This window comes from Vibrio gazogenes (assembly GCF_002196515.1).
GTDB classification, from domain to species: domain Bacteria; phylum Pseudomonadota; class Gammaproteobacteria; order Enterobacterales; family Vibrionaceae; genus Vibrio; species Vibrio gazogenes_A.
Genome location: NZ_CP018835.1, coordinates 262,254 through 289,071, shown reverse-complemented (window position 1 = coordinate 289,071; position 26,818 = coordinate 262,254). Strand labels below are relative to the sequence as shown.

Here is a 26,818-nt window from a genome sequence, read left to right as displayed (position 1 = left end):
TATGAATAGAAAATTAAAGGTTGCACTCATTAGTGCGGCAGTGGCTCTGGCTGGCTGTCAATCCGTGAATTCATCAGTCAATCATCGTGCAGATATGAATACCAACTCGAAAGATGAGGTGATCACTGCGCCACACCTGAGAGCTGATTTTATCCGTGGTATGGATATTTCTATGTTGCCTGAAATAGAAAAGTTAGGCGGGAAATATTACCAAAATGGTCATCAAGAAGATCTGGTTAAAATATTAAAAGAGAATGGGGTGAATTCGATCCGCGCACGTTTATGGGTTGATCCCATGTCTGCCAGTGGTGAAGTGTTCGGTGGCGGGAATAATACGTTAGCGCGTGCCATCGAGCTTGGTCAACGCGCACAGGAAAACGGTATGTCATTCCTGCTTGATATTCATTACAGCGATTTCTGGGCGGATCCGAAGAAGCAGCAAAAACCCAAAGCATGGCAGCAACTGACATTTGAGCATCTGACTGAGAAAGTCTACGACTACACCGCATATGTGATGAAAGCACTCCACGCGAAAGGTGTTGTGCCAGACATGGTTCAGGTCGGTAACGAGCTGAATAGCGGAATGCTGTGGCCTGATGGAAAGAGTTGGGGACAAGATGGCAAAGAGTTCGATCGCCTGTCTCGTCTCCTGAAATCCGGCATTCAAGCCGTGCATGATAACGACAGTGGTAAAGACATCAAAATCATGTTGCATCTTGCAGAAGCGGGGGACAATGGCCTGTTCCGCTGGTGGTTTGATGAAATCACCAAACGCGACGTCGATTTTGATGTGATTGGTATGTCCTACTACCCGTGGTGGCATGGCCCCATCGATAAAGTCAAAGCCAATATGAATGATGTGATTCGTCGTTATCACAAGCCTATCGTATTGGTGGAAACGGCTTTTCCTTTTACCACTGAGAATGGGGACTCACTCAGTAACAGCTACGCCGGTTCAGGTCCGATTGAAGGATATAGCGTTTCTGTCAACGGTCAGGCGCAATACTTGGCTGACATCATGACGATGTTGAATGAACTGCCAAATGAACAAGGCTTAGGAATCTATTACTGGGAGCCGGCATGGTTACCGATTAAGGGTGCAACTTGGTCAACGAAAGCTGGCATGAAATATAGTGGCGACAAAGGGGACATGGGGAACTCATGGGAAAACCAGACGCTGTTTGATTTTGAAGGTCATGCCTTACCGTCATTGAAAGTATTTAAAGGTCAATAATGAATTATAAAAAACATATTATTCCCAAGATAAAAGGTTTGCTCCATGGGGCAGATTACAACCCCGAGCAGTGGCTCGACAGACCGGATATTTTAGCCAAAGACATTGAACTGATGAAGCAGACACAATGTAACGTGATGTCTGTCGGTATATTCAGTTGGTCTGCGCTTGAACCGGTTGAAGGGGAGTTTCAGTTTGAATGGCTGGATAACGTCCTTGATACTTTGGCAGACAATGGTATTTCTGTATTTCTTGCTACACCAAGTGGCGCTCGTCCTGCTTGGTTGTCAGCGCGATACCCTGATGTGCTTCGGGTCAACAGTGCACGGGTGAAACAGTTGCATGGAGAGCGGCATAACCATTGTTACAGTTCGCCAAATTATCGCGAAAAGGTGGCGATCATCAATACCAAATTGGCAGAGCGTTACAGCCACCATCCTGCGGTGATCGGCTGGCACGTTTCCAATGAATATGGTGGCGATTGTCACTGTCATTACTGCCAGGCTGAGTTTCGGCAATGGCTGAAAAACAAGTACGGCTCGCTACATAATCTGAATAAGCTGTGGTGGAGCGCTTTCTGGAGTCATACCTATACCAGTTGGGAACAAATTGAGTCGCCATCTCCGATTGGAGAGAACTCCGTGCACGCACTGAAACTGGATTGGAAACGGTTCTGTACCGATCGGGTCGCCAATTTCTGTGAGCATGAGATTGCACCGCTGAAGTCGATCAATCCTGATCTACCGACCACGGCAAACTTTATGGAGTATTTTTACGATTACAACTATTGGGCGCTGGCGAAGTCAATTGATGTCGTTTCTTGGGACAGTTATCCGCTATGGCACCGTGACCCCGATGAGGTTGAACTCGCTTGCTATATCGGGATGTACCATGATTTGATGCGCACCCTGAAAAATCAGCCGTTTTTACTGATGGAATCCACCCCAAGTCAAACCAACTGGCAGCCGATTACTAAGCTCAAGAAAGACGGTGTTCATTTGCTGTCTTCATTACAAGCTGTGGCACATGGCTCTGATTCTGTTCAGTATTTTCAGTGGCGAAAAAGCCGTGGTTCTGTTGAGAAGTTTCATGGTGCCGTGATTGATCATGTGGGTCATGCCAATACACGTACCGGCCGGGAAGTGACCGCTGTCGGTGAGTATCTGCAACAGATCAATGCTGTCGCGGGAACGGGCACGCAGGCGGAAGTCGCCATTGTTTTTGATTGGGAAAGCCGTTGGGCAATGGATGATGCTTCAGGCCCTCGCAATGAAGGCCTGAACTATGAACAAACGGTGTGTGATCATTACCGGGGTTTTTGGCAGCAAGGAATCAGTTGCGACATCATTGAACAGCTCTGTGACTTTACGCCTTACAAAGTCATTGTTGCGCCGATGCTGTACCTCATCAAACCGGGTGTTGCTGAACGTCTGGAAGCGTTTGTTGAGCAGGGCGGTACTTTAGTTGCAACGTACTGGAGTGGCATCGTTGATCACAATGATCTGTGCTTCTTGGGCGGTTTTCCCGGTGGAGAAGGGAGCCCGCTGCGGCGCACATTCGGTATCTGGGCCGAAGAGATTGACTCACTTTACGACGATGAGCGCGTTTTATTTGCGATGGAAGCGCATTCCGGTCTTGGTTTCACTGGTGAATTTCAGGCCAAGCACTTAATGGAGCATATTCATTTAGAAACGGCAGAAGCTTTGGCTTATTACCGCGAGGACTTATTCGAGGGTTGCCCGGCTATCACGAAGAATCAACTCGGTAAAGGTTGTGCTTATTATATTGCGGCACGTACCGAGACAGAATTCAACCAGTTATTCTATACCGCACTTGCGCATTTACATGATATTCGCAAGCCCATTGATAATATTCCTTACGGTGTGTCAGTGACAACGCGTGAAGATGAACAGTCGCGCTATTTATTTATGATGAACTTTATGAATGAACAGCAAACTGTGAATGTGCCACACGGGGAATGGATGAATGTCAATACAGGTGATGCAGTTCAGGAGAATATATTGATTCAACCTTATCAAGTCATCGTTATCGAAAATAATAAATAATGATTCCGCCTAATGATTTAGGCGGATATCAATCACCCGATTTAAAAATGAGATGAGATTCATCTCACGGGTCAGTATTGCCTGAATTAATGGCATGGCGATATTTACCCATCCAATAACTCAAAAATAAAACAAAAGGAAATGCAAATGAAAAAAGCAATATTGACAGTCGCTATTTTAAGCGCTTTATCTGCCACTCAAGCTTTCGCAGTTGATTTTAGTGGTTATGTTCGGGCTGGTATCGGCGCGAATTCTGATGGGGGGGGGACGAAAGGTGGCGATGAGTTTAACAAATCGAAATTAGGCCGCTTGGGGAATGAGTTTGATACCTATTCCGAAATTGGTTTAGGGCAAGAATTATTTAATCAAGACGGCCGGTCAATGTATTTTCAAAGTATGGTTGAGATGTCATCAAACGGAAATCTTGAGACGGAAAATACGGAAAATGACGATGAGAGCAAGACCAAATTTGGAATTAAACAGTTAAACATTCAGGCGAAGGGCTATATTCCATCACTACCGGATGCTGTTATCTGGGCGGGAAAACGTTTTTATCAACGTCATGATATCCATATTATCGATACCAAATACTGGAATGTTTCCGGTTATGGTGCCGGTATTGAAAATATCAAGTTAGATACTGGTGCAGTGTCAGCCGCGGTCATCCGTGCTGATAATGAGCTGGCTACGTGGAATGGTGGTAATAAAACCAGTTACGGTGATCTGAATACCTACTACTTAGATTTACGCTACGCAGGGTTTAGCCCGTGGGAAGGCGCGTGGACGGAGTTCGGTGTTGACTACGCGATTGTGAATCCAACCGATAAACAAAAAGAGTTGACGGAAAATTTCGACAACGGTTTGATGTTAACTGCTGAACTGAGTCAAAACTTTTCATTGGGTTATAACAAGTTTGTCTTGCAATACATGGACAAAGGACTGGCACAAAATGCTATCTCACAAGGCGGCGGATGGTATGACATCTGGCATGGTGATACGAGTCAAGCAAAAGGCTTTCGTTTCATCAGTACCGGTGATGTGAACTTAAGCAAAAATGTCGTGATCGATCATGTCCTTACTTACGGTCACGTGAAAGATCATGATGACGGGCTTGGTAAGGAAACGTTGTTCTCATTTGTTGCGCGTCCGACCTATATCTGGTCGCCATACAACAAAACCATGTTAGAAGTCGGTTACTTTGACCAAGACAAAACGGATCACTTAGGTTCTGAAGAGAACTCTAGCGGTACAAAATTCACGCTTGCCCATGCCATCTCTGCCGGTGAATCTTTCTTCGCTCGTCCCGAAATTCGCTTCTATGTGACTTATTTGAAAGATAATGAAGGAAAACATTTTGACAACAACAACAGTAACAACACCTTCAACTACGGTGTACAAATCGAGGCTTGGTGGTAATTGATTAACATTGTGAATTAATCCTATCGATAGGCCAGTGGTATGCCATGCTGGCCTATCTTGGGATCCTCTGCCATTTGCTCTTGAGGTGAGTCATATTTAGCCGCACAAATTTCAAGAGCCTTTTTATCTGGACTGATATATGAAATCTCTGTCGTTGAAAAATAAGATTATTACCTTGTTTGGGATGTCATTAATTATCACCATTATGAGTGCATATTTTAGCGTTAAATATGTGATTGGTGATTATATTAATAAAACTTACGACAGTCGTATGGCTAGTAATGTAAATTTAATTAGTAGTGAAATCAGAAAATCGATTGAACGCGATATATCGGTGATAGAGAGCCTTGATTTTGGCATCATTGGTATTCGCGACACCAAACAAAAGCTCGGTTATGAACAAGTTGTCAAGCTGATTAACAAAACTGCGTTAAGCGACAAAGGCAGCTTAGATAAAGCGCAGTCCCAATATTATATTGACTTAGCCCATGACCACCCTGACGGGATTAAAATAACGCAAATTTTCGCAAAAAATGGTCAGGCAAAAATCATTATTTCGAAAAAGAAAAATGGGGTTGTGGACTTCTTTACTATCAATTTAGGTCTAATTGGTGAGCTAATTGACAGGTATAGTGTACCGGGCGTTTATTTTGAGTTGCTGGATGATCAGAATAATTCTATTTATTCAACCAGTAAATCCAATTTAGCGTTAAAGCAAACGGATACGATCACGGTTGCCGGTTCGAACTGGCATTTACGTTCATATATTGATTATGGCTATATCAATACAATCATCGATAAAATCAATCAGGATATTACCAAGTATATGTCACTTTGTGCATTGATTATGCTGGTGATCAGTTTAATGATCCTGAATACGCAATTAAATCCGTTATCAAAATTAAAGCAGCTCATGGAAAGTCTATCTGGTCGTGATGCTGACTTAACCCAAAGAATTAATCTGAATCGCCAAGATGAAATCGGTGACATCTCTCGGTCAGTCAATGGCTTTATCGATAATTTACAGGCTTTATTTAAAAATATCTCTGGCTCGAACCAAGCGTTGAATGAAGCCAGAGAAGCGCTTGATGTGCAAATTGGGCGCAATGTTTCGACGGTCGCCAGTTATAACCAGCAAAGTGAAAGTTTGTCGGGTGCTATCAATGACATTCAACAGTCATCACTGGATATCCAACAACAAACACATCTGGCAATGACGTTAGCAGAGCAAGTTCGTCATCAGGTTGGTGAAGCGGTCGAAAAAGGTGTCATTGCTGAAAACACAGTGATCACCTTAGGCGAAAATACAGCACAAATCTCATCATCAATTGGTGTGATGGAGACTGTCTCGCAGGGGATCAGTCGCATTTTGAGTTCCATTCAGAAAATTGCCGATCAAACGGATTTGTTAGCGTTAAATGCATCGATTGAGGCTGCGCGCGCCGGTGAATCAGGTAAGGGGTTTGCTGTTGTCGCTGATGAAGTAAGGGCACTTGCGTCGAAAACACGAAGCAGCACCATCGAAATTGATCAGTTTCTGATTCAGTTTTCCAATTCGTCAGATCAAATTGTCGGACAAATGTCTCAGGTTCTTAAAAGTAGCGAGCTAAGCCGCAACAGCACTTTAGCCGTGATTGAACAAATTCAACTGGCTGAGCAGGCCGTCGGTGAAATCAATACCATTAACTCAGGCATTTCTCAGGCGTCAGATACCCAGTGCGCAATGATGCAGAAACTGAACTCAGAGGTTGAAGTGTCCAACTCGCTGAGCGATGAAATTACTCGGAGTGCCAATGCTATCGCGAGTGTGCATGGTGATATTAGCCGGGTTTCCTCTGCATTAACGAAAGACGTAGCGATTTTCAAAGTTTAACGACCCAACGGAATCATCCGAAATGAGGAAAGGAGAATCAACAATGAAAGTTCTGGTGACAGGCGGAATGGGATATATCGGTAGTCACACGTGTGTCCGGCTCATTGAATCGGGTATCGAGCCAATCATTATCGATAATTTGTCTAACGCCAAAGTAGAAGTCTTAAGCAGAATTGAAGCTCTCACGGGCCAACAACCTTTGTTTTATCAAGGCGACGTCCGAGATGAAGTCTTCTTGGATTCCGTCTTTGCAAACCACAATATCCAAGCGGTCATCCACTTTGCCGGCCTTAAGGCGGTGGGCGAGTCCGTTGCAAAACCGCTGGAATATTATGACAACAACGTCAACGGCTCATTTGTTCTGGCGCGTTGTATGCGTAAAGCCGGTGTAAAAAGTCTGGTCTTTAGTTCTTCTGCCACCGTATACGGTGATCCTGACACGGTGCCGATTACTGAAGCATCGCCGACCGGTGCGACCACCAATCCTTACGGGCGGAGTAAATACATGGTGGAACAGGGGTTGAGCGACTTATTTTTTGCCGAAGGGGACTGGAGTATTACGTTGCTCCGTTACTTTAATCCGGTCGGTGCGCACCCCTCTGGCACGATGGGGGAAGATCCACAAGGCATCCCCAATAACTTAATGCCATTTATTGCTCAAGTCGCGATAGGGCGTCGAGAGTATCTGTCGGTATTCGGTCACGATTACCCAACACCAGACGGCACGGGCGTGCGCGACTACATTCACGTCATGGATTTAGCCGAAGGCCATATCGCCGCGCTCAAAACGGTTGGTGAACAGTCAGGGTTACACATCTATAACCTCGGGACGGGCCAAGGTTCGAGTGTGCTTGAAATGGTGGAAGCTTTCAGTGCAGCGTGCGGTCAGCCGGTGCGTTACGAGTTGTGCCCTCGTCGTCCGGGGGATATTGCTGAATGTTGGGCCAGTACAGAAAAAGCAGAACGTGAACTGGGTTGGAAAGCAACACGCAGTGTGGCAGAGATGACGGCCGATACTTGGCATTGGCAGTCTAAGAACCCACAAGGATATTCCCCTGAGTAATTGCAGTCGTTACAGCGTTGTAACCCGCGCTTTCTAAGTTGTTTTGGCTGCATCCCTCTATTTTTCAGTTTTTATAGGGATGCAGAGGAAAGAAATGTTAAGAGTTGAGTATAAGATGTCGAACGTTGAATTTAACCCTGTGGATCACCCACACCGCCGTTACAACCCACTGACAGGTCAATGGATTTTAGTGTCACCCCACCGTGCAAAACGGCCTTGGAGTGGCGCAGATGAGCAACCTGCAATGGATCAATTACCAAGCTACGATGAGACATGCTTCCTTTGCCCGACAAACACGCGTATTTCTGGCGATGTGAACCCCGACTATCAAGGAACATACGTGTTCGATAATGATTTCGCTGCGCTGATGGTGGATTCACCGGACGCGCCAGAGTCAGACAGTCCACTGTTCAAAACCCAAGGGGTTCGTGGTTTGAGCCGCGTGATCTGTTTTTCTCCTGATCACAGCAAAACCTTGCCAGAGCTTCCCGTGGACAACATCCGTTGTGTGATTGATACGTGGAACGAGCAAATCGAAGCGCTCGGCAAAGACTACATCTGGGTTCAGGCGTTTGAGAATAAGGGCGAAAGCATGGGCTGCTCTCAACCGCATCCGCATGGTCAAATTTGGGCGAATAGCTTCTTACCGAACGAAATTGCGCGCAAAGATCATCACCAGAGAGCGTATTACCAAACGCATGGCAGCAACTTGTTGGTGGATTATGTTCAAGCTGAACTGAAAGACGGCTCGCGCACTGTCGTTGAGACTGAACACTGGCTCGCGCTGGTACCTTATTGGGCTGCGTGGCCATTTGAAACCATGCTGCTGCCTAAAACCCATATCCGCCGTATGAGTGAACTGAGTGATGAGCAACGTGATGATCTTGCCATCGCGATCAAAAAGCTGACCAGCCGTTACGACAACCTATTCCAATGTGCTTTTCCATACAGCATGGGGTGGCACTATGCACCGTTCTTTACCGAAGCGGATGCGGAAGGGGAAAGCATTGAACATTGGCAATTACACGCGGTGTTTTACCCGCCACTACTCCGTAGTGCGTCGGTGCGTAAATTCATGGTGGGTTACGAAATGTTGGCCGAGGCACAACGAGATCTCACCGCCGAACAAGCGGCGCAGCGCCTGCGTGACCTGAGCGATGTGCATTACAAAGCGCAGTAAGCCCGCGAATGCGGCTGATAACCCCTTACAGGATAGTGCGACCGAACAGACAAAAGTCAGGTGTGCTATCCCATCCCAATTTTTATGTTTAAGAGAGCGACCTTATGTCTGATTGTATCCAAGATGTGAAAAAGAGTTTTGCACAAGTGTTGGGCTATGCACCAAGCCATATAATTCAAGCCCCCGGTCGGGTGAACTTGATTGGTGAACACACTGACTACAATGACGGTTTTGTCTTGCCATGCGCGATTAACTATCAAACTGTGGTTGCTGCCGCAAAGCGGAACGACAATCTGGTGCGGGTTGTATCGGTTGATTATGACAATGCCGTAGATGAATTCGATCTCGCTCAGGCAATCACGTTTCAGCCGGATAAAATGTGGGCGAACTATATTCGCGGCGTTGTAAAGTGCTTGCTGGCTCGCGGTTATCAGATTGGTGGTGTTGATATCGCTGTCAGCGGCAATGTTCCCCAAGGGGCAGGATTAAGTTCATCAGCAGCGCTTGAAGTGGTGATCGGTCAGACGTTTAAAGCGCTTTTCGATCTCGACATCAGTCAGGCTGAAATTGCATTAAATGGTCAGCAAGCGGAGAACGAGTTTGTCGGCTGTAACTGCGGCATCATGGATCAAATGATTTCTGCACAAGGTCGTAAAAACCACGCCATGCTATTGGACTGCCGGAGTCTGGCAACCGAAGCTGTATCGATGCCCGAAGACATGGCCGTACTCATCATTAACTCTAATAAAAAACGCGGTTTAGTGGACAGTGAATACAACACGCGTCGTCAGCAATGTGAAACAGTTGCACGTTTCTTTGGGGTCAAAGCCTTGCGTGATGTGAATATCGAGCAGTTGTATCAAAGACGTGCAGAACTTGATGAAGTCGTCGCTAAGCGCGCCCGTCATGTCATCACTGAAAATGAGCGCACGCTTGAAGCTGCAAAAGCGCTGCGCGCCCATGATATGCATCGCATGGGTCAGTTAATGGCGGAGTCACATGCATCGATGCGTGATGATTTCGAGATCACCGTGAAAGAAATCGATACCTTAGTTGAAATCGTCAAAGAAGTGATTGGCGAACAAGGTGGTGTGCGGATGACCGGTGGCGGCTTTGGTGGCTGTGTCGTTGCGTTGATCCCATCGACCTTGGTTGATAGCGTCAAAGCGGCTGTTGAAGCGAAATATGAACAAGCAACCGGCCTCAAAGAATCGATTTACGTCTGCAAAGCAGAAGCGGGCGCCGGTCTTGTTACCAGTGAGCTGTGACGTTGGTGTGAATATCTTGATAAACTTGAACGAAAGCCAGCGTGAAAGCGCTGGCTTAATATGGTGGTATGAATATGATTCACAAAGGATACTGACGGTATCGTGCCTGATAGTATAAATACCAAGCGGTTTGACGAAGTCGCATCCCACATTGTTTATTGATGTTATTTACGCTCCGATAAACGCCCCTGTGCGTCCAAAATTTGCTCCCCATCTTCCTTGAAGTAGGGGCCGGCCGGCCACTTGTCGAGTAAATCCAGCACCGCCTCACTTGGCCGACATAATTTGATGCCTTTCGGGGAGCAGACGATGGGTCGGTTGACGAGCACCGGATGTTCAAGCATGGCAGTGATGAGCATTTCATCGGTGACATTCTCATCGAGTAATCCCAGCTCTTTGGCAGGAGATTTTGTCGTTCTCAGCGCTTCACGGGGTGTGATGTTTGCCGCTGCAAAAAGCCCTAAAAGCTGATTTCGCGTCCAGCCATCTTGTAAATATTCCACGATGACCGGTACATATCCCGCATCTTGAATGATCTGCAAAACATTGTTTGATGTACCACATTCCGGGTTGTGATGTATCACAATCATAATTTTACCTTATTCCTTTCATTGAATAGCCTGCATTGCTCAATTTGGACTCGGGTGACAGTGATGACACTGAATCAGCCAGCCAGCGAATTGGGAGAACACTTCAAACACGTTTATGCGCTGAACCAATGACGAGTGCGGTTCGCAAACCATACCAGCGACAGCATGACGGGCACTTCTACCAACACCCCAACCACAGTGGCCAGTGCCGCGCCTGAATGCAGACCAAACAACGAAATCGCGACGGCAACTGCCAGCTCAAAGAAGTTCGATGTGCCAATCATGCAAGCGGGCGCAGCAACGTTATGAGGTAACTTCAACTGCTTTGCCAGAAAATAAGCAATCGCAAAAATGCCGTAAGTCTGAATCAGCAGAGGAATGGCAATCAGTACGATCGCTTGCGGTTTTGCCAGTATTGTTTCCGATTGAAAACCAAAGAGTAAAACGACGGTTGCCAGTAAACCGATCACTGACCAGGGTTTCATCGTCGCTAAAAACTGATTCAATCGGGAATGGTCATCCGCCTTATCCAGCTTTTGCCGTGTTATTGCTCCTGCAATCAGGGGAATCAGCACATACAAGATGACCGACAGAAATAGTGTATCCCACGGCACGGTAATATCAGTGACACCTAAGAGCATCCCTGCAATCGGTGCAAAGGCAAAGATCATGACGATGTCATTGATGGAAACCTGCACCAGCGTGTAGTTCGCATCGCCTTTGGTCAGTTGACTCCAGACAAACACCATTGCGGTACAAGGCGCTACGCCGAGTAGTATCATTCCTGCGATATATTCGGTTGCCGTGTGCGGGTCAACCCAGTCAGCAAACAGCCCTTTGAAGAATAACCAGCCAAGGAACGCCATGGTAAACGGCTTGATGAACCAGTTAATCACGAGTGTGAGGGCAAGACCTTTGGGTTTTTTACCTACATCTTTCAACGAGGAAAAGTCAATCTGCACCATCATTGGATAAATCATCAGCCAGATGAGTACGGCAATCACCAGATTCACGTGCGCATATTCTAAACTGGCGATGACAGCGAAAGCATCAGGGACAACACTGCCAAGGAGAATACCAATCACAATGGCAATCCCCACCCATACCGATAAATAACGTTCAAATAAGCCCATATCTTCCTCTTAATCCCTTAAATAGAACGCTGGTTGACACGCTGGCTTAACTGTTCAGCCGACTCAACACGTTCAGAATACCGGTCTACCAAATAGTCTTTATTACTTCGGAGCAATAAAGTGAATTTCATGAGTTCTTCCATCACATCAACAATACGATTGTAGTAGGAGGAAGGCTTCATCCTGTCATTTTCATCAAATTCAAGAAAAGCTTTCGCCACGCTGGATTGGTTTGGGATGGTGACCATGCGCATCCAGCGACCAAGAATACGTAATTGATTCACCACATTGAATGACTGCGAGCCACCACAGACTTGCATCACCGCTAACGTTTTACCCTGCGTCGGCCGTACGGCACCAATGCTCAGAGGCACCCAGTCAATCTGGCTTTTGAATATGCTGCTCATTGAGCCATGGCGTTCTGGCGAACACCACACCTGACCTTCTGACCACATCATGTATTCTCTGAGTTCTTTCACCTTGGGGTGATTTTCATCTGCAGTATCAGTTTGTGGCAGACCTGCGGGATCAAAGATTTTCACTTCTGCACCCATTCGTATCAGAAGCCGAGCGCATTCTTCGATCACTAAGCGGCTGAACGAGCGTTTCCGTAAAGAGCCGTAAAGTAAAAGTATGCGCGGTGCATGGTCAGCCGATGTACTCTGGCATTTATCAAATACCGGAATTTCAAGCTGCGACGCATCAATATTCGGCAGTGTCATGTCGTGAATCATGGCTACAGTGCTCCTAATTTCGCCAGTTCAGCTTTTAGTTCGGCAGGGGCGAGCGCTTTTTCTGCTATCGGGAGTAATTGGTTAACCCGCGCTGTGATTTCAGCAATACAGGCGCGAAACCCAAGTGCTTTTTCGGTTTCACTCCCTTCTATTTTGGAAGGATCGGCCAGCCCCCAATGGACTTTAACTGAATTGCCAAACCACACCGGGCAGGCTTCTCCGGCAGCAGAATCACACACGGTAACAACCACATCGGGTTTGAAATCTTCAAACTCATCCCATGACTGGCTTTGCAGACCTTCGACAGCAATGTTGGCTTCTCTCAGGTACTGAACAGAAAGCGGATGCACGACCCCTGAGGGCTGGCTCCCCGCACTTCTTGCAATAATTCGCTCTCCAGCGACATGATTGGTGATGGCTTCAGATAAGATACTTCGACAACGGTTGTGGGTGCAGATATAAAGAATTTTCATGGTGACTCCTTTCGGGCTAACAGCATGAATCTTGCTGTTTGGTCGCTGTTAGTTTTGACAAGGCTTCAGCAAAATAGCTGTGATTGCTTTCAGCCGTTTGGCTGATAACCGTTTTCGCCCAGTCAGGCAGTTGTTCATGGAGTTGGTAATATACCCATTTGCCACGGCGCTCATCTCGCAAAATATTACATTTACGTAGCTCGGCTAAATGGCGTGAAACTTTGGGTTGGTCAAGCTCAAGTGCTGCCATGAGATCACACACGCAAGCTTCCTCAAGTTGGTGAATAATCAGAATCGACTTGAGTCTGGTGTCATCTGACAAGCATTTAAAAAACTGTAGTGGTGTCATGGTTTATATCTCTTTTAACACATATCTCTTAAAACATATATGTGTTAAATAATATATATGTTTTCCCATATGTCAAACTTGTATTGTACTTGTGCGCAGAGGTAATAGCGTGCCGCAAGGTTTGCTGACCTTATGGGCATTTTAGTTCCAACGCCCGACATTGGATTTTGCCAGTGCAGGAGTCAGGTTATCGAATTGTTGGGAAGAGAAAGTATGGAAAAAGTATGAGATTTTTTGGGGAAGGGGATTGGTTCATACGACAGTGACCAAAAAATGAGTGATGATTCAGTACACATTATCATGCCATCAATTCACTCAAACATTGGATATTATCGCCAGCAGGAACGCCGTTTCCTGCTGACTGGTTTATGGTGATTTTAGTTGATATCCAGCTCAATCCAACCAGAATCGGGGTCGTTGCCGAAACAATCCAGCGACGCACGCGCCATGTATGAATGCTGACAATATTGGCCATTATACGGAGGCAGGGCGTCACTTGGTAACTCGATATTGACTGTCCATTCGTATTTTTCATTGGCATTTAAAACTTGCCCGTCATCCACTGTGATTTCTAATTCTGTGGTGGTGGTTTCTGCTCGTACGATTTCTAGGCGCCGTTCCTCTTCGTCATCGTACTCATAAATGACATCGACATCCGGTACTTCTATTTCTTCTATACCTTCAATTTCAACATAAACGCGATCGATTTTTAAATCAGCATCATCAACCTGAACTCTAATTCGCAATTCAAACTGCTCACCAAACACAATTTCTGATGAGTCTAAATAAACTTTCGCCGCACCACCGGTAATGAAATTCTTAATTGATTTTACTTTATCGAAAAACCCCATTTTTTTTCCTTTAATTTAACTATGGTTTAAAATTTGAACCATGAATAGATTCTGAAATATTGACGTTGTATTGTTAAATGCATAACGCTGCATTTTTACGAATCTTCTTATGATTTCTATATAAAAAAGATTATCGCGCATCACTTTTCGAGCTGATGAATTTCGCTCAAAAATGCGGTCAGACTGGGAAATATGCGTCTATATGATGTGCGATACTTCGATTATACAACAATATTTTTATCAATAATGTCTTTGTATTCACAAAAAAGCTGATTTATCTGATGCTTGCAATCAATCTGAGTCTGAATGGTGTGACACTGAATTGACTAAAAATTGGTCGTTTCATTGGTGATGCTTGAACTTCGAAGAACCATCGCACCTTGTTATTGGTTATATTTGTCGCAGTGACGGGGTGTTTTGTATAAATATTAATCAAAAATATTGCTCTGCTATAAATATATTTTTAATATGATTGATAGCTTGAATGGAATGATGAAATCGAGATATTCAGAAATGGATGACGATTGGGGGGAAATAATAAGTTGTTCACAGTTTCTCAATGTGTAAGCTCGTCGGTTTGACCACTAAAGCAGTTTGCTCAGGCGCTCTCATAATCTAAATCAGCATCTATTATGGCTATTTTATAAAACGAGCCGCAATAGCGGCTCGAAATCTAATCACTACATCAAATCCTCTCCATCAGGGGCTTCATGGTAGCGCACATAATGGGTGGTAATCAGGTTATTGAGATAGAGCAGTACATTACGCAGTTCTTGACTATTGTGCCGCTGTTCGGCTTCAAACATTTCTTCTAACTGGCGCAGGTATTCGCGGGCTTTTTGGGCGAATTGGTGATCGTAGGGGATCGTTTCGTACATAGTTGACTCCTGAAGAGTAAAAAGTTGTTTCACCAACATAAAGTTAGCAACCGATAGTACCTGAAGAACAAATGACTGCGGGTTCCTACGCCCGGCACTGGATTTGGCCAGTACAGGAGTCAGGTTATCTGATTTCAGGAAATTAAAAGTATTAAAAAAGTATGAGATTTTGCGAGTGAGTTAACAGGGTTTATTCTTTTATATGCTGGCAGTGGTATATTAGCCAGATTAATAGCCTAACATTATTTTAAAGGTTCAATTTAATTTGATAGAAGAGCGAGAAAGGTAGCCGAGCATCATATAAATAAAATGTCTATATTTTTACTTCGTACTATAAATACGTTCAATTAGAAATATAGCGACAGATGCCATGCTTCTAAATTGTAATTTACCATTATTATACTGACTTCCCCAGTTTGTGGTTTCGGGGGGCTGGTATGGCTCTCCCGTTATTACATAAATCTCATCGAAATTTTCATAACATTATGATTTAGTTGACTAAAATTATAAATCGGTCATCCCTCTTGTTCCAACTCATATGATCTGCGCAATCGTGTATTGGCTGTCAATTCTTTTCATGCCCCGTGCAAATAACATATTCCTACTATATTTCTTTGAGCGATCTCACAGTAGAAAATATATTAAATAACTCTTACTTTTTTTTGTGAATTCATTGGCAATAAAAGTCAACTTTTCTTGAAGCAAAGTTGGTTCGAAGTATATTAATTGAGCTGCAAACGTTTGCAAGAACGTTCTCAGTTTGAGGGAAAAATACAACGAATAAATAGGAACGAATGATGAAACATGAAATTGATTTGAAAGGTCTTGTGCCTGCTCCAGTAACTCCTTTTACCCGTGATGGCGATGTTGACTTTGCTGCGATCAAACGCCTCGGTTCATGGCTGGCAAGTGTTGATGGCGTGAAAGGGCTTGTTGTGCTTGGTCATGCGGGCGAAGGGACTTTTTTAACACCTGAAGAGCAGTGCGCGGTGATTACTGCTTTTAAAGATGCGGTCAATGATGAAATCCCAATTATTGCCGGTATTACTGGTGAAGGAGATATGGTTGCAGCGCTGGAAGCGAAGCGTGCGGTCGAAGCCGGTGCTTCTGCGGGTTTGCTATATCCTTCACATGGTTGGCTACGTTTTGGTTACCAAGAAGGTGCCCCGCAAAAACGTTATAAAACAGTCCATGAAGAAAGTGGATTACCACTGATTCTGTTCCAATATCCTGATGTGACGAAAGCGACTTATAACCTGCAAACCCTGTTAGATATTGCAAAACAGCCGGGTGTGATTGCGATGAAAAATGGTGTTCGCAACATGCGCCGCTGGGATACCGAAATTCCAATTATTCGTCGTGAATGTCCAGAGCTAACGATTTTGACCTGCCATGATGAATACCTACTTCACACTATGTTTGATGTTGACGGTGCGCTCGTCGGTTACGGCGGTCTGGCGCCTGAGCCTTTGGTTGAACTGATTGAAGCAGGTAAAGCGCGTGACTATCCGAAAGCCCGTGCCATTCACGATCAATTATTCCCAGTAACGCAGAATGTTTATCACCGCGGTTCACATATGGAAGGAACAGTGGCCTTAAAAGAAGGACTGGTTGCCCGAGGGATTCTTGAGCATGCAACAGTTCGTAATCCACTCCGCCCCCTACAAGAAGGTGCGCACGAAGAAATTGCCGCCGCTCTTCGTTCTGCCGGACTCGTTGATTAACACGAGCATGTCGAGACCAGAATCCAAGAGATTCTGGTCCTCTATAAAAAATAATAATTCAAACGTGAAACAAAAAATGTAGGTATTGTATGAAATCTAATACGAGAATAGAGACAGTAAAAACTGTCGGTAACTCGTATCAACAAGGCGAAAAGTCGTCTAATTGGTACAAGATTTTACTCCTCATGGGACCCGCATTTGTTGCTGGTGCATGGCGATTCGGCCCCGGTGCACTGACATCAGCCGTACAAGCAGGTAGTCAATATGGATACCATCTACTATGGGTCATCGTTGTCTCTGGTATTCTCATGTTTTTCTTTAATGACATGTCTGTGAGAATCGGCCTTGCAACGGGTGAAAAATCATTAGTTGATACAATCAAGGAAACTTTAGGTCACAAAATTGGCGTGTTAGCTGGGGTCGGTGTATTTTTCATTACGTTATGTTTTTCTGTTGGGAATGCAGTCGGCTCTGGTATCGCTTTACAGTTATTATTTGGTGGTTCAGTTGTTGCTTGGGTATTGGCTTCAACTGTCGCAGTTGGTATTTTGATTGCGATGAAAAATGCGTATCGCGCATTAGAGAAGATGCTTGTCGCTCTGATTGCAATTATGTCATTAGGTTTTTTGGGATCTGCGATTTTAAGTGATCCTGAGTGGGTTGATGTCTCTATGGGATTTATTCCCACAATACCGGCTGAAGCAGGGTATTTACTAATAGCATTAATTGGCACAAACTTTTCGATTAATTCAGCATTTTATAGTGGATATTCTATCCATGAGCGCGGGCTGAAACCAGAGCAATATAAGCACCTTACGATTGCTGATACGATCCCTGGCAATATAGCTACGGCGGCTATGACAATGTTGGTTATCATTGTATCTGCCGCAGTATTTAATGTGACAGGTGAAACAGCGAATAATTTTACCCAACTGACTAAAGTATTAGAGCCGTTATCAGGAAAAATGGGATCCATTATTTTTAGTATTGGGTTCTTTTCTGCGGCATTTTCATCTATGGCCGCAAATGCCTCTGCTGGCGGAACACTATTATGTGATGCGGTAGGGTGGGGTAATAAATTATCATGTTCAAAAGTGAAATTTTTTGTCTATGGTATTTTAATATTTGGCGCATCAGTTGCCATATTTAATAATGGCTCACCAATTAAATTAATTATTTTAGCACAAGCTTTAACAGTTCTTGTCGCACCGTTTTTAGGTATCCTATTATTTGTTATTTCATCTAAAAAATCCATTATGGGTAAGTTAGTGAATAAAAACTTACATCTAACAATGGGATTGATAGGTTTACTTGCAATATTTTCTTTGTCATTTAGATTGATTATTAAACTTTTTGCATAAAACAGCATAACATCTAGGGGATATTCGTAAACCCTAGATGTTATTTGAATGAGGTGATATATGATATTCGGAATATCCGGTAATTTTAAAGGTCATTTAGGTCAAGTAAATAAGGGAAATAACAACATTGATATTCCTGGGTGTATATTCCCAATTTATGCCAAAGGAATGGATGGTTATCTTAGTGTTTATCCTGTCAGCGAAGATTACCTGAGAATAACAAATGATTATAATTATCAAATTGAGCCTGAAATATCCCTTTTTTTCGATGTGCAATATAAAGATGGTAAAGTCGTTAACCTGAGCGCTACACATTATACTTTATTTAACGATTGCTCAATTAGAAGTAATGACATAAAGAAAATCTCACTGAAGAAAAACTGGGGGACTTGCTCTAAAGGGGCTTATTTGAAACCTATTCCTTTATGTTCATACGCTGAAGATTCGGAATTAGAAAATTTAAGAATTGTTAGTTTTGTAAAGCGAAATAATGTCCTTCATCAATACAATGAGGATTGTTCTACAAAAGAGTACACATTCAAATATGATACATTGTTATCTTGGATAAAAGATACAATAAATAGTCAAGAAGAAACTGAAGTAAAAGATGATTTAATCAATATCCTGGAAAGTTGTGACTTTCCTGAAACGATTCAAATTGCCATAGGCGCGACTCGCTATACTGATTTTGGGAAAGATAATTTCTTAAAAAATGGTGATGAAGTGTTTATATTGTTATATAAAGACGGGCAGTATGATAAAGAAGAAATAGAGAAAATAGTTAATAACTATGATTTAGATAAAGAGAATATAGTAAATATATATCAAAAAGTTATTATATAAGTATCAGTCGTTAAAAGTGATGGGATAGAGGGCATTAATCCGAGTGATATTTTACTCGGATTTGTTATTGATAAACTTTTTCTTGTAAACGATGAATAATATCTACACCTTGTAATAGATGGATGAATGTCTAGGAATTAAGCTCGGCATAATTTCTACAATTTCGCCTGTTTTGTCTCCAAATAAAAGATCGACCGCTTTGTAAGCGATAAAATCTAACGGAATATGAACAGATGATATCGGTGTCGGTAGCATATTTGCGAGTGGCGTATCATTGTAGCCAACTAACGCAAAATCTGTTCCTGGCGTTAATTTGAATTCTTTTGCTGCAGATATAACACCGAGGGCTAGGTTGTCGGTCACGGCGAAAATGGCAGTCGGTCTATCTGGCAGACTTAAAAGGGTTCTTCCTGCATTCTCTCCGGATTCAAAATCAAAACGTGATTCAATACATAGCGATTGTTCAAACGCTATTCCGGCTTGTGTTAATGCATTTTTATACCCTTCAGTTCGACCCAATGAGTTCGATGAGTAACTCGGACCAGCAACAATCCCAATTCTTGTATGGCCGAGATCGATTAAATGACGAGTCGCTATATATCCACCATGAATATCGTTGCCCACAACGGAGTTACTCGTATGGTCGGTTCTCAATACTAATGTATGAGGCACTCCGGAGCGTCTTAACTTTTCTGTAGAATGACTATCTAATCTTGAAGTCGCAAGAATGAGCCCATCAACACGTCTCCCTAAAAGAGATTCAATCGCTTTTTCTTCCTCTTCTAACTCATCACCACACGTAGCCACAATTGTAAAATAGCCACTTTGTTGAGCAGCTTTTGCTAACTCTTCATACAGAATAGCCATCACGGTGTCTGTAAGGTGAGGAACCAAAACGCCGATAGTTCCAGTTCCACCTCTCCTTAAACTGGATGCCATGACATCTCGTGTATATCCAAGCTCTTTAGCGACAGCCCTGACTTTCTCTGCCGATTTGCTCTTGGATTTAGGTAATCGCTCATCAAGGATCCGAGATACGGTAGATATACTTACGCCAGTCGCTTTTGCGACATCTTTTAACGTTACAGGTAAGGCTTTTGCCGGAGGTTTTTGGTTCGTTAAGTCATTCATTATAGTAATATCATTTATAATAGTCGGGCAATTATAACACTAGAGCCTGCCGAGAGTAAAAGTTACATGACGGCATGGAACGTTCGTTTTAAAGATTCAAATGCTTCAATCTCATCTTATAATTTGCAGTACATTTTCATGTCACATCCTCATTTCCTTAAAACGTATTAAATAAAATTTCTGTGTGCTAGATCACGTGGAAAGATGCACGAAATAATTCTTATTTTTTTTGTGAATTCATTGGCAATAAGCAGCAACTTTTCTTGAAGCAAAGCTGATTCGCAGTATATTAAACCCAAAGTGCAAACGTTTGCAAGAACGTTTGCACTTTGGCAAACAAATACAAATAAATAGGAACGAATGATGAAACACGAAATTGATTTGAAAGGTCTTGTACCTGCTCCAGTAACCCCTTTTACCCGTGATGGCGATGTTGACTTTGCTGCGATCAAACGCCTCGGTTCATGGCTGGCAAGTGTTGATGGCGTGAAAGGGCTTGTCGTGCTTGGTCATGCAGGCGAAGGGACTTTTTTAACGCCTGAAGAGCAGTGCGCGGTGATTACTGCTTTTAAAGATGCGGTCAATGATGAAATCCCAATTATCGCCGGTATTACTGGTGAAGGGGATATGGTTGCAGCGCTGGAAGCGAAGCGTGCGGTCGAAGCCGGTGCTTCTGCGGGTCTGCTGTATCCTTCACACGGTTGGCTACGTTTTGGTTACCAAGAAGGTGCCCCGCAAAAACGTTATAAAACAGTCCATGAAGAAAGTGGATTACCACTGATTCTGTTCCAATATCCTGATGTGACGAAAGCGACTTATAACCTGCAAACCCTGTTAGATATTGCAAAACAGCCGGGTGTGATTGCGATGAAAAATGGTGTTCGCAACATGCGCCGCTGGGATACCGAAATTCCAATTATTCGTCGTGAATGTCCAGAGCTAACGATTTTGACCTGCCATGATGAATATCTACTTCACACCATGTTTGATGTTGACGGTGCGCTCGTCGGTTACGGCGGTCTGGCGCCTGAGCCTTTGGTTGAACTGATTGAAGCTGGTAAAGCGCGTGACTATCCGAAAGCCCGTGCCATTCATGATCAATTATTCCCAGTGACTCAGAATGTTTATCATCGCGGTTCACATATGGAAGGCACAGTGGCGTTAAAAGAAGGTCTGGTTGCTCGGGGTATTCTTGAGCATGCAACAGTTCGTAATCCGCTCCAACCCCTACAAGAAGGTGCACACGAAGAAATTGCAGCCGCTCTTCGTTCTGCCGGACTTGTTGATTAATGAAAAAGCGTATAGCCAGTCACCGAGTTGCTGGCTATACGGTTTGAAAAAAGTAGCAGTGGTTAGCTCTGCTGAGGTGAATATGTCTCAACGAGTTAACCGGCAGAGGTGGTATCTTATGAAGTGAATAGCAGACCATTTATGCCTTTCTAAAACGAGCCGCATTCGCGGCTCGACATCATCTTACCAGTAACTACACCAAATCCTCCCCATCAAGCTCTTGATGGTAGCGCACGTAATGGGTGGTAATCAGATTGTTCAGATACAGCAGCACGTTGCGCAGCTCTTGACTGTTTTGCCGCTGTTCGGCTTCAAACATCTCTTCTAACTGGCGCAGGTATTCGCGGGCTTTTTGGGCAAACACGGGATCGTAAGGGATAGTTTCGTACATAGTTGATTCCTTGGAGAATGATGAAAATAAACTCACCACAAGAGTTCCTACACTCGGGTGGTGAACTGGAACAAGGTGTAGGAATACCGCTCTCCAAGACACGGTCAGCCAAGGCTGCCTTGCCCAGCTCACCATAATTCAGATGTGCTGAAGCCGCATATAGTAGAAAACCAACTAAAAGTTAGCAACCTATAATACTTGGAGTCTTGTGAGCGGGTTCCTACGCCCGGCACCGGATTCTGCCAGTGCAGGGCGTAGGTTATCTGTTTTGGGGAAAATAAAAGTATGAAAAAAGTATGAGGTTTTGCGAGTGAGTTAACAGGGTAGCATTGAAGTGACAGTGGCTGTCAGATCACTACAGCCACCGATTGATTGGGAAGTCTTGATTTAGAAATAAACCGACTGTTTTTCAAGCGTGCTTAACTTTGCTTGGGGCGATATCCGCAATCAGTTGTCTGTTGCGTTGTTCTAATCGGCCCAAGTCTTGTTGCAGCTACTATAGCGAATTGAAAAAACGATGCTTCGTTGATGACCGAAATATGGTTGTGGGGGGAATTTCAGCAAAATGTCGAAAATCTTCAATCTATTGCTCAGCGCGTTTTTTATCATGTACAAAATAAAGGAGAAAGACCATGCAAAAACGACTCAGCTATACTGACATCGCACCAAAGGCAATTGACATCTTGTATGCTCAGGAAGCGTATTTCCATGAGCAATTTCGCCAATCTGACACCATGAATATGACCATATGGGAACTGGTCAAGTTGCGTGTTTCACAAATCAATCAGTGTGCATTTTGTATCGATATGCACAGTAAAGACGCACTTAAACTCGGAGAACGGCCTGAACGGATATGGGGGCTTAGTGCGTGGAAAGACATGTACTTCTACAGCGATCCAGAACAAGTTGCGTTGGGCTGGGCTGAATTACTGACGGCAGGCCTGCCGGTCGATGATGATACCTATCAACTTACTTTGAATACCTTTGGTGAAAAAGCGATGGTCAACCTGACGTTTGCGATCAATGCCATCAATAGTTGGAATCGAATCGTGAAGGCATTTAAGCCTCAGGTGGGTGTATACCAGCCCAAATAATTTAACTCGGGTTAATCTAATCGTGACTTCACCGTTTATACTTTAACTTAAGACGAAGAAGAAAGCGTATCAATTGATACGATGTTCTTTTCTGAGTTGCGGTTAAATAGGGATAATTCGTTTGAGTTTGGACTTTGAGATATTTAAACCTCAGGGGAGGTTAGCTAGCCATATTCAGGCAATCTGGTCGGTTTCCGTCGCGTCTGACACGGTGCAAACGGTGCATAAGCAATTACTCAGTGATGCCGGAACTGGCGTGACGTTCATTTTGCAAAATGAGGTGCAGATGGACGGCGAGTGGCAGAGCCCGGGGGTTCTGTTACTGCCAGTCAGCACACTGGCGCATCAGGTTTGTCTGCCACCCGGTACAGTTATGGCCGGGGTGCGCTTTCATCCTGCTGTCAGTTATCAGTTGTTTGGTCAACGCTTAGCACAGCCGTTACGAATTGAGGGGGATCATCCGCTCGCCTCTTTGGCGTTAGCGACATTTGAATCTCTGCAAGCAGCGCATTCGCCGTCAGCAAGAATGGTTGCGTTATACCACTGGTGCCAAGATCTGATTGCAGCATATGAGCCTCAGGATGTCAGTCATATTATCCACCAAGAGCGAGCAACGATCAGTCAGCGTCAGAGAGAACGTCAGTTTCAGAAATGGCTGGGGATTACTCCGAAACATTATCAGCGCATTATACGGGTGAGACAGACTTTAGAGCAGCTTCGGGCACAGCCTAACATCTCTTTATCGGATCTGGCGCTGGAGCAGGGCTTTGCTGATCAGGCCCATATGACCCGGGAATGTCAGCAGATTGCGCGTATGACACCCAAACAGTTTGTGCGGAAAAGAAAAAAGCCGAACAGGCTTTAATTAAGCGGTGATCCGATAATTGGTGAGTCATTTCGGCTGGTGTGAGCTCGTGACATGAAAGTCAAAAAGCGGAATGAATTCCGCTTTTTGATTATTCCAAGATAGATCTAAACCAAGATAGCTTAACCGAGATAACGACCTTCAAGGTGGGCTTTAAAATGCTCAGCATTCAACGTCTCACCCGTCGCTTGTTTCACCAGCTCATCGGTGGTTAACAAACTCCCTTTACACCAAATATTGTCAGATAGCCAAGTGAATATCGGTGTCAAATCGCCACTGTGGATGACTCCGTCAACATCGACCGTTTTCTTCATGGCCGCCATAAATTGAGCGGCATACATCGCACCGAGTGTATAAGAAGGGAAATAGCCGAATGAGCCGTCAGTCCAGTGAATATCTTGCATACAACCTTGGCGATAATTGCCTTGGGTGGATAGCCCGAGATAGTTCTGCATTTTATGATCCCATAACTCGGGTACATCACGGAATTCGATCACACCGTTGATCAGGTCGCGCTCGATTTCGTAACGCAAAATGACATGGGCAGGGTAGGTGAGTTCGTCGGCATCGACGCGGATGAAATCCTTGCTCACTCTGGAATAAAGTTTTTGCAGATTGGCTTTGGCAAACACGGGGTCATTGTGTGCGTTGAAATGCTGCGATGCCAAATCGGCCAGATGATTGATGAACAACGGATTGCGCCCAATCTGCATTTCAAAGAAAAGTGATTGCGATTCATGAATCCCCATCGACCGTGCTTCACCGGCCGGTGTGCCGGCATATGCTTTGGGTAATCCCTGTTCATAGCGCGCGTGGCCGGTTTCGTGGACGATTCCCATCAACGATTGCACAAATTCCGTTTCACTATAGCGTGTCGTGATACGGACATCGGTAGGCACACCACCACAAAACGGGTGAGTGCTTTCATCCAGCCGCCCGTGATCGAAATCGAATTGCAGCTGTTTCATGACAGCTAATCCCAGCGATTTTTGTGTCTCACTCGGATAGTTACCCCGCGGTAACAGAATAGATTCATGCGACTGTTTTTCAAGAACACGATCAATGAGCGCGGGCAACCAAGATTTGACGTCGTCAAACAAGCTGTCCAGTGTTTGGGTCGATGCACCGGGTTCATAAAGGTCAAGCATTGCATCATATGGGGTCTTGCCTGTCGCTGCGGCCCGGATCTGTGCTTCTTCGCGTGAGAGTTTAACGACTTCCTCCCAGTTGGCTGAGAAACCGGCCCAATCATTGTCTTGTCTTTGTTGCCGCCACGCATGTTCACATCGGGCGCCAGCGATTGATTGTGCCTGAACTAGTGATTCAGGCAGCACGGTGGCTTGTTGCCACTGCCGTTTCATCTCGCGAAGCACGGCTTGCTGCTCTGCTGAAAGTGGTTCTTGCTCTGCCTGAGCAAACCATTCAGTCAGTTGGGGCTGATTCATCAACTGGTGAATATGGACTTGTAACGCGGCCATTGCTTGGGCACGCGCTTCAGCCCCGCCTGCTGGCATCATCGCTGCCTGATCCCAGCCGCAGATTGCAGAAAGATGCTCGAAGTGAGCGATATTTTTTGTATGCTCAACCAACTGATGGTACGCGTTCATAGATTCAACCTCTTATTTAAGTGGTAGCAAATGAACTCAAGGGTATATCAAGATGCAGTGAAACACACAATGATTTTTATTTTTTATGACTTATTGATTTTTATGTGCTTTTTATTATGGGTTCTATTTGTTAAGTGACTCCCAAAAGTGATCTAAACAGCAAAATGCAATCTTCATGATGGGAAGAATATTGATAGAATTATTTTCTCATTTGAGATTAAATGTTTATTCATATGAGTTTTGTTGTGTGGTAAACAATTTGTTGAATCCGTTGTGTTTTTGGACGGAGTCGTTTCTCGCCTATCTATATAAAAGGAATGATCATGATAGTCACTTGTGATGTCTCTATTTGTTATGTCGGCCATCTTCTGAATCATCTTGTCTGTACATCTTCTCGGATCACCGTGGATGGTTTGGCACGATGAGCATATTGCAATCTGAACAAGCATTGGCTCGAATACCGACAGGTACGGAGCATCATCTGTATTTGTTTGTGGATGGCCGACAACTGCCACCGTATAACCAAAACTATTTTCCTGGTGAGCCCATTGTCGAGTCGGCCGCAATTTATCTCTATGAATCGGATGAAGAACAGTCACCTTATCTGTTGGTTGTGAATGATGTCGTGAAGCAATGGTTTTTGCGACACCAGCGCGGGGCGGAGGGATTTTTCTTCAGTTCATCCTGGTCGATCGAGACACTTGCTGAACATTTTCGGCAGCAGATACAGGTGTTGTCTCCTTATGGGACAACAAGTTATCTCAACATGGCTCATGCCGATGTGGCATGGACTTTACTCAGTGCGTCGTGTCATTGGTTTTGGCTGCCGATGAATCAGGTGTGGCTCCCAACCTCTTTAGGCTGGAAAGCGATAGACCGGTCTGATTTTGAACCCATGGTTGAATTTGAATTACCGCTGCAACTCACCCCCGTGCAGTGGCAACAACTCAGCCAGATCGCGTGGCAGAGCCTGCTTGAAGCGATATACCATCACATGAAACGACATTTTCCCGAGGTGCTGTTCCAGCAAGAACGTGGCGATCTGTGGGTTGAAGCCCATGCTCAGATTGCCCGTCAGAAAGGGTTTGTCACCCGTCAGGATCAATTGAATTACTTCAATATCATCGGTTGGTTGGGAGAATCCGCGGTGGCGGGGGAAGTGTATCCAGACATTTATCAACTGATTCACTTTCCCTCACCGGAAAGGACACCGACTCAGCGGATTCGTCAGGCCGCCCGATGCGCAAAACAGTATGCGTTGGGTGTGTGATTGCTCGGTGCGTGTTCGCCAGTACCGACGTGTGGGTTCAGAAGGCGAAGTACCGACAACAGTCAGAGAGGATTACATCGGGTTTTATCACTGCTTATGCAAGATAACTGTCATATAAATCACGTAATTTA

General features: G+C 44.5%; 24 protein-coding genes. 14 read left to right on the top strand and 10 right to left on the bottom strand.

Annotated features, from left to right (window positions below; all coding sequences use genetic code 11):
* The first annotated feature begins 1 nt into the window (after position 1).
* The 7 genes from BSQ33_RS01325 to galK all read left to right on the top strand — a co-directional run bounded on the left by BSQ33_RS01325 (position 2) and on the right by galK (position 10,103).
* On the top strand, positions 2-1,234 hold the full coding sequence (locus BSQ33_RS01325) for a glycoside hydrolase family 53 protein (protein ID WP_088133035.1): 1,233 nt from the start codon (positions 2-4) through the stop codon (positions 1,232-1,234).
* Positions 1,234-3,300, top strand: a complete 2,067-nt coding sequence (locus tag BSQ33_RS01320; RefSeq protein WP_021021639.1) for a beta-galactosidase — start codon at positions 1,234-1,236, stop codon at positions 3,298-3,300. Before BSQ33_RS01325 ends, BSQ33_RS01320 begins: the two co-directional genes overlap by 1 nt.
* Positions 3,301-3,447: 147 nt before the next feature.
* The gene (locus tag BSQ33_RS01315) at positions 3,448-4,716 is read left to right on the top strand and encodes a maltoporin (RefSeq protein WP_088133033.1); all 1,269 of its coding nucleotides are present in this window, start codon (positions 3,448-3,450) and stop codon (positions 4,714-4,716) included.
* Between the two features lie 142 nt (positions 4,717-4,858).
* On the top strand, positions 4,859-6,592 hold the full coding sequence (locus BSQ33_RS01310; protein ID WP_021021641.1) for a methyl-accepting chemotaxis protein: 1,734 nt from the start codon (positions 4,859-4,861) through the stop codon (positions 6,590-6,592).
* Between the two features lie 43 nt (positions 6,593-6,635).
* Positions 6,636-7,655: a UDP-glucose 4-epimerase GalE gene (gene galE / locus BSQ33_RS01305; protein ID WP_088133031.1), complete on the top strand. Its 1,020-nt coding sequence runs from the start codon at positions 6,636-6,638 to the stop codon at positions 7,653-7,655.
* Positions 7,656-7,770: 115 nt separating this feature from the next.
* Positions 7,771-8,835, top strand: coding sequence for a UDP-glucose--hexose-1-phosphate uridylyltransferase (locus BSQ33_RS01300; RefSeq protein ID WP_088133030.1), 1,065 nt, complete (start codon positions 7,771-7,773; stop codon positions 8,833-8,835).
* 104 nt (positions 8,836-8,939) lie between these two features.
* On the top strand, positions 8,940-10,103 hold the full coding sequence (gene galK, locus BSQ33_RS01295) for a galactokinase (RefSeq protein WP_088133028.1): 1,164 nt from the start codon (positions 8,940-8,942) through the stop codon (positions 10,101-10,103).
* Positions 10,104-10,267: 164 nt separating this feature from the next.
* Here the strand turns inward: galK and arsC are convergent, their stop codons facing one another.
* The 7 genes from arsC to BSQ33_RS01260 all read right to left on the bottom strand — a co-directional run bounded on the left by arsC (position 10,268) and on the right by BSQ33_RS01260 (position 15,111).
* Positions 10,268-10,693, bottom strand: coding sequence for an arsenate reductase (glutaredoxin) (arsC, locus tag BSQ33_RS01290; protein WP_088133026.1), 426 nt, complete (start codon positions 10,691-10,693; stop codon positions 10,268-10,270).
* Between the two features lie 113 nt (positions 10,694-10,806).
* Entirely contained in the window at positions 10,807-11,826 is a 1,020-nt protein-coding gene (gene arsB, locus BSQ33_RS01285) for an ACR3 family arsenite efflux transporter (RefSeq protein ID WP_021020253.1), read from the bottom strand.
* A 17-nt stretch (positions 11,827-11,843) separates the two neighbouring features.
* Positions 11,844-12,548 (bottom strand): arsenical resistance protein ArsH, encoded by a 705-nt coding sequence (arsH, locus tag BSQ33_RS01280; protein WP_198298170.1) that lies wholly within the window; start codon positions 12,546-12,548, stop codon positions 11,844-11,846.
* 14 nt (positions 12,549-12,562) lie between these two features.
* Complete coding sequence (locus BSQ33_RS01275) at positions 12,563-13,033, bottom strand: arsenate reductase ArsC (protein WP_021020255.1); 471 nt, start codon at positions 13,031-13,033, stop codon at positions 12,563-12,565.
* Positions 13,034-13,049: 16 nt separating this feature from the next.
* Entirely contained in the window at positions 13,050-13,382 is a 333-nt protein-coding gene (locus BSQ33_RS01270) for a metalloregulator ArsR/SmtB family transcription factor (protein ID WP_088133022.1), read from the bottom strand.
* Between the two features lie 377 nt (positions 13,383-13,759).
* Positions 13,760-14,233 carry a sporulation protein gene (locus tag BSQ33_RS01265; protein WP_088133020.1) on the bottom strand — a complete coding sequence of 158 codons (474 nt, stop codon included), beginning with the start codon at positions 14,231-14,233 and terminating at the stop codon, positions 13,760-13,762.
* Between the two features lie 680 nt (positions 14,234-14,913).
* Positions 14,914-15,111: a hypothetical protein gene (locus BSQ33_RS01260; RefSeq protein WP_088133018.1), complete on the bottom strand. Its 198-nt coding sequence runs from the start codon at positions 15,109-15,111 to the stop codon at positions 14,914-14,916.
* Between the two features lie 794 nt (positions 15,112-15,905).
* On the opposite strand from BSQ33_RS01260, the gene BSQ33_RS01255 reads away from it, so the two are divergent.
* From BSQ33_RS01255 to BSQ33_RS01245, 3 genes are all read left to right on the top strand, one after another.
* Positions 15,906-16,835 (top strand): dihydrodipicolinate synthase family protein, encoded by a 930-nt coding sequence (locus BSQ33_RS01255; protein WP_198298130.1) that lies wholly within the window; start codon positions 15,906-15,908, stop codon positions 16,833-16,835.
* Positions 16,836-16,924: 89 nt separating this feature from the next.
* A complete protein-coding gene (locus BSQ33_RS01250) occupies positions 16,925-18,196 on the top strand; it encodes an Nramp family divalent metal transporter (protein WP_088133016.1) in 1,272 nt (423 codons plus the stop codon).
* A gap of 60 nt (positions 18,197-18,256) precedes the next feature.
* Positions 18,257-19,039, top strand: coding sequence for a DUF5718 family protein (locus BSQ33_RS01245; RefSeq protein WP_088133014.1), 783 nt, complete (start codon positions 18,257-18,259; stop codon positions 19,037-19,039).
* Between the two features lie 102 nt (positions 19,040-19,141).
* On the opposite strand, the gene BSQ33_RS01240 is transcribed toward BSQ33_RS01245, so the two are convergent.
* Positions 19,142-20,170: a LacI family DNA-binding transcriptional regulator gene (locus BSQ33_RS01240; RefSeq protein ID WP_088133013.1), complete on the bottom strand. Its 1,029-nt coding sequence runs from the start codon at positions 20,168-20,170 to the stop codon at positions 19,142-19,144.
* A 360-nt stretch (positions 20,171-20,530) separates the two neighbouring features.
* On the opposite strand from BSQ33_RS01240, the gene BSQ33_RS01235 reads away from it, so the two are divergent.
* On the top strand, positions 20,531-21,460 hold the full coding sequence (locus BSQ33_RS01235; protein ID WP_198298129.1) for a dihydrodipicolinate synthase family protein: 930 nt from the start codon (positions 20,531-20,533) through the stop codon (positions 21,458-21,460).
* A gap of 193 nt (positions 21,461-21,653) precedes the next feature.
* Here BSQ33_RS01235 and BSQ33_RS01230 read toward each other — a convergent pair whose 3' ends face one another.
* The gene (locus BSQ33_RS01230) at positions 21,654-21,851 is read right to left on the bottom strand and encodes a hypothetical protein (RefSeq protein ID WP_021020260.1); all 198 of its coding nucleotides are present in this window, start codon (positions 21,849-21,851) and stop codon (positions 21,654-21,656) included.
* A gap of 632 nt (positions 21,852-22,483) precedes the next feature.
* Here BSQ33_RS01230 and BSQ33_RS01225 point away from each other — a divergent pair.
* Together BSQ33_RS01225 and BSQ33_RS01220 are read left to right on the top strand one after the other, a co-directional pair.
* Complete coding sequence (locus BSQ33_RS01225; RefSeq protein ID WP_088133009.1) at positions 22,484-22,945, top strand: carboxymuconolactone decarboxylase family protein; 462 nt, start codon at positions 22,484-22,486, stop codon at positions 22,943-22,945.
* A gap of 121 nt (positions 22,946-23,066) precedes the next feature.
* A complete protein-coding gene (locus tag BSQ33_RS01220; protein WP_088133007.1) occupies positions 23,067-23,810 on the top strand; it encodes a helix-turn-helix domain-containing protein in 744 nt (247 codons plus the stop codon).
* 122 nt (positions 23,811-23,932) lie between these two features.
* Here BSQ33_RS01220 and BSQ33_RS01215 read toward each other — a convergent pair whose 3' ends face one another.
* Positions 23,933-25,417 carry a carboxypeptidase M32 gene (locus tag BSQ33_RS01215; RefSeq protein WP_088133005.1) on the bottom strand — a complete coding sequence of 495 codons (1,485 nt, stop codon included), beginning with the start codon at positions 25,415-25,417 and terminating at the stop codon, positions 23,933-23,935.
* Between the two features lie 421 nt (positions 25,418-25,838).
* Between BSQ33_RS01215 and BSQ33_RS01210 the strand changes: the two genes are divergently transcribed.
* The gene (locus tag BSQ33_RS01210) at positions 25,839-26,687 is read left to right on the top strand and encodes a DUF4123 domain-containing protein (RefSeq protein ID WP_021020263.1); all 849 of its coding nucleotides are present in this window, start codon (positions 25,839-25,841) and stop codon (positions 26,685-26,687) included.
* Positions 26,688-26,818: the final 131 nt, after the last annotated feature.

Excerpts from the sequence above, each read along its gene's own strand:
- BSQ33_RS01240 (WP_088133013.1), bottom strand. The coding sequence starts at position 20,170 with ATGAATGACTTAACGAACCAAAAACCTCCGGCAAAAGCCTTACCTGTA.
- BSQ33_RS01310 (WP_021021641.1), top strand. The coding sequence starts at position 4,859 with ATGAAATCTCTGTCGTTGAAAAATAAGATTATTACCTTGTTTGGGATG.
- BSQ33_RS01260 (WP_088133018.1), bottom strand. The coding sequence starts at position 15,111 with ATGTACGAAACGATCCCCTACGATCACCAATTCGCCCAAAAAGCCCGC.
- arsB (WP_021020253.1), bottom strand. The coding sequence starts at position 11,826 with ATGGGCTTATTTGAACGTTATTTATCGGTATGGGTGGGGATTGCCATT.
- arsC (WP_088133026.1), bottom strand. The coding sequence starts at position 10,693 with ATGATTGTGATACATCACAACCCGGAATGTGGTACATCAAACAATGTT.
- BSQ33_RS01235 (WP_198298129.1), top strand. The coding sequence starts at position 20,531 with ATGATGAAACACGAAATTGATTTGAAAGGTCTTGTACCTGCTCCAGTA.
- BSQ33_RS01275 (WP_021020255.1), bottom strand. The coding sequence starts at position 13,033 with ATGAAAATTCTTTATATCTGCACCCACAACCGTTGTCGAAGTATCTTA.
- arsH (WP_198298170.1), bottom strand. The coding sequence starts at position 12,548 with ATGACACTGCCGAATATTGATGCGTCGCAGCTTGAAATTCCGGTATTT.
- BSQ33_RS01245 (WP_088133014.1), top strand. The coding sequence starts at position 18,257 with ATGATATTCGGAATATCCGGTAATTTTAAAGGTCATTTAGGTCAAGTA.
- BSQ33_RS01315 (WP_088133033.1), top strand. The coding sequence starts at position 3,448 with ATGAAAAAAGCAATATTGACAGTCGCTATTTTAAGCGCTTTATCTGCC.
- galK (WP_088133028.1), top strand. The coding sequence starts at position 8,940 with ATGTCTGATTGTATCCAAGATGTGAAAAAGAGTTTTGCACAAGTGTTG.
- BSQ33_RS01325 (WP_088133035.1), top strand. The coding sequence starts at position 2 with ATGAATAGAAAATTAAAGGTTGCACTCATTAGTGCGGCAGTGGCTCTG.
- BSQ33_RS01255 (WP_198298130.1), top strand. The coding sequence starts at position 15,906 with ATGATGAAACATGAAATTGATTTGAAAGGTCTTGTGCCTGCTCCAGTA.
- BSQ33_RS01265 (WP_088133020.1), bottom strand. The coding sequence starts at position 14,233 with ATGGGGTTTTTCGATAAAGTAAAATCAATTAAGAATTTCATTACCGGT.
- BSQ33_RS01300 (WP_088133030.1), top strand. The coding sequence starts at position 7,771 with ATGTCGAACGTTGAATTTAACCCTGTGGATCACCCACACCGCCGTTAC.
- BSQ33_RS01210 (WP_021020263.1), top strand. The coding sequence starts at position 25,839 with ATGAGCATATTGCAATCTGAACAAGCATTGGCTCGAATACCGACAGGT.
- galE (WP_088133031.1), top strand. The coding sequence starts at position 6,636 with ATGAAAGTTCTGGTGACAGGCGGAATGGGATATATCGGTAGTCACACG.
- BSQ33_RS01270 (WP_088133022.1), bottom strand. The coding sequence starts at position 13,382 with ATGACACCACTACAGTTTTTTAAATGCTTGTCAGATGACACCAGACTC.
- BSQ33_RS01320 (WP_021021639.1), top strand. The coding sequence starts at position 1,234 with ATGAATTATAAAAAACATATTATTCCCAAGATAAAAGGTTTGCTCCAT.
- BSQ33_RS01230 (WP_021020260.1), bottom strand. The coding sequence starts at position 21,851 with ATGTACGAAACTATCCCTTACGATCCCGTGTTTGCCCAAAAAGCCCGC.
- BSQ33_RS01250 (WP_088133016.1), top strand. The coding sequence starts at position 16,925 with ATGAAATCTAATACGAGAATAGAGACAGTAAAAACTGTCGGTAACTCG.
- BSQ33_RS01225 (WP_088133009.1), top strand. The coding sequence starts at position 22,484 with ATGCAAAAACGACTCAGCTATACTGACATCGCACCAAAGGCAATTGAC.
- BSQ33_RS01215 (WP_088133005.1), bottom strand. The coding sequence starts at position 25,417 with ATGAACGCGTACCATCAGTTGGTTGAGCATACAAAAAATATCGCTCAC.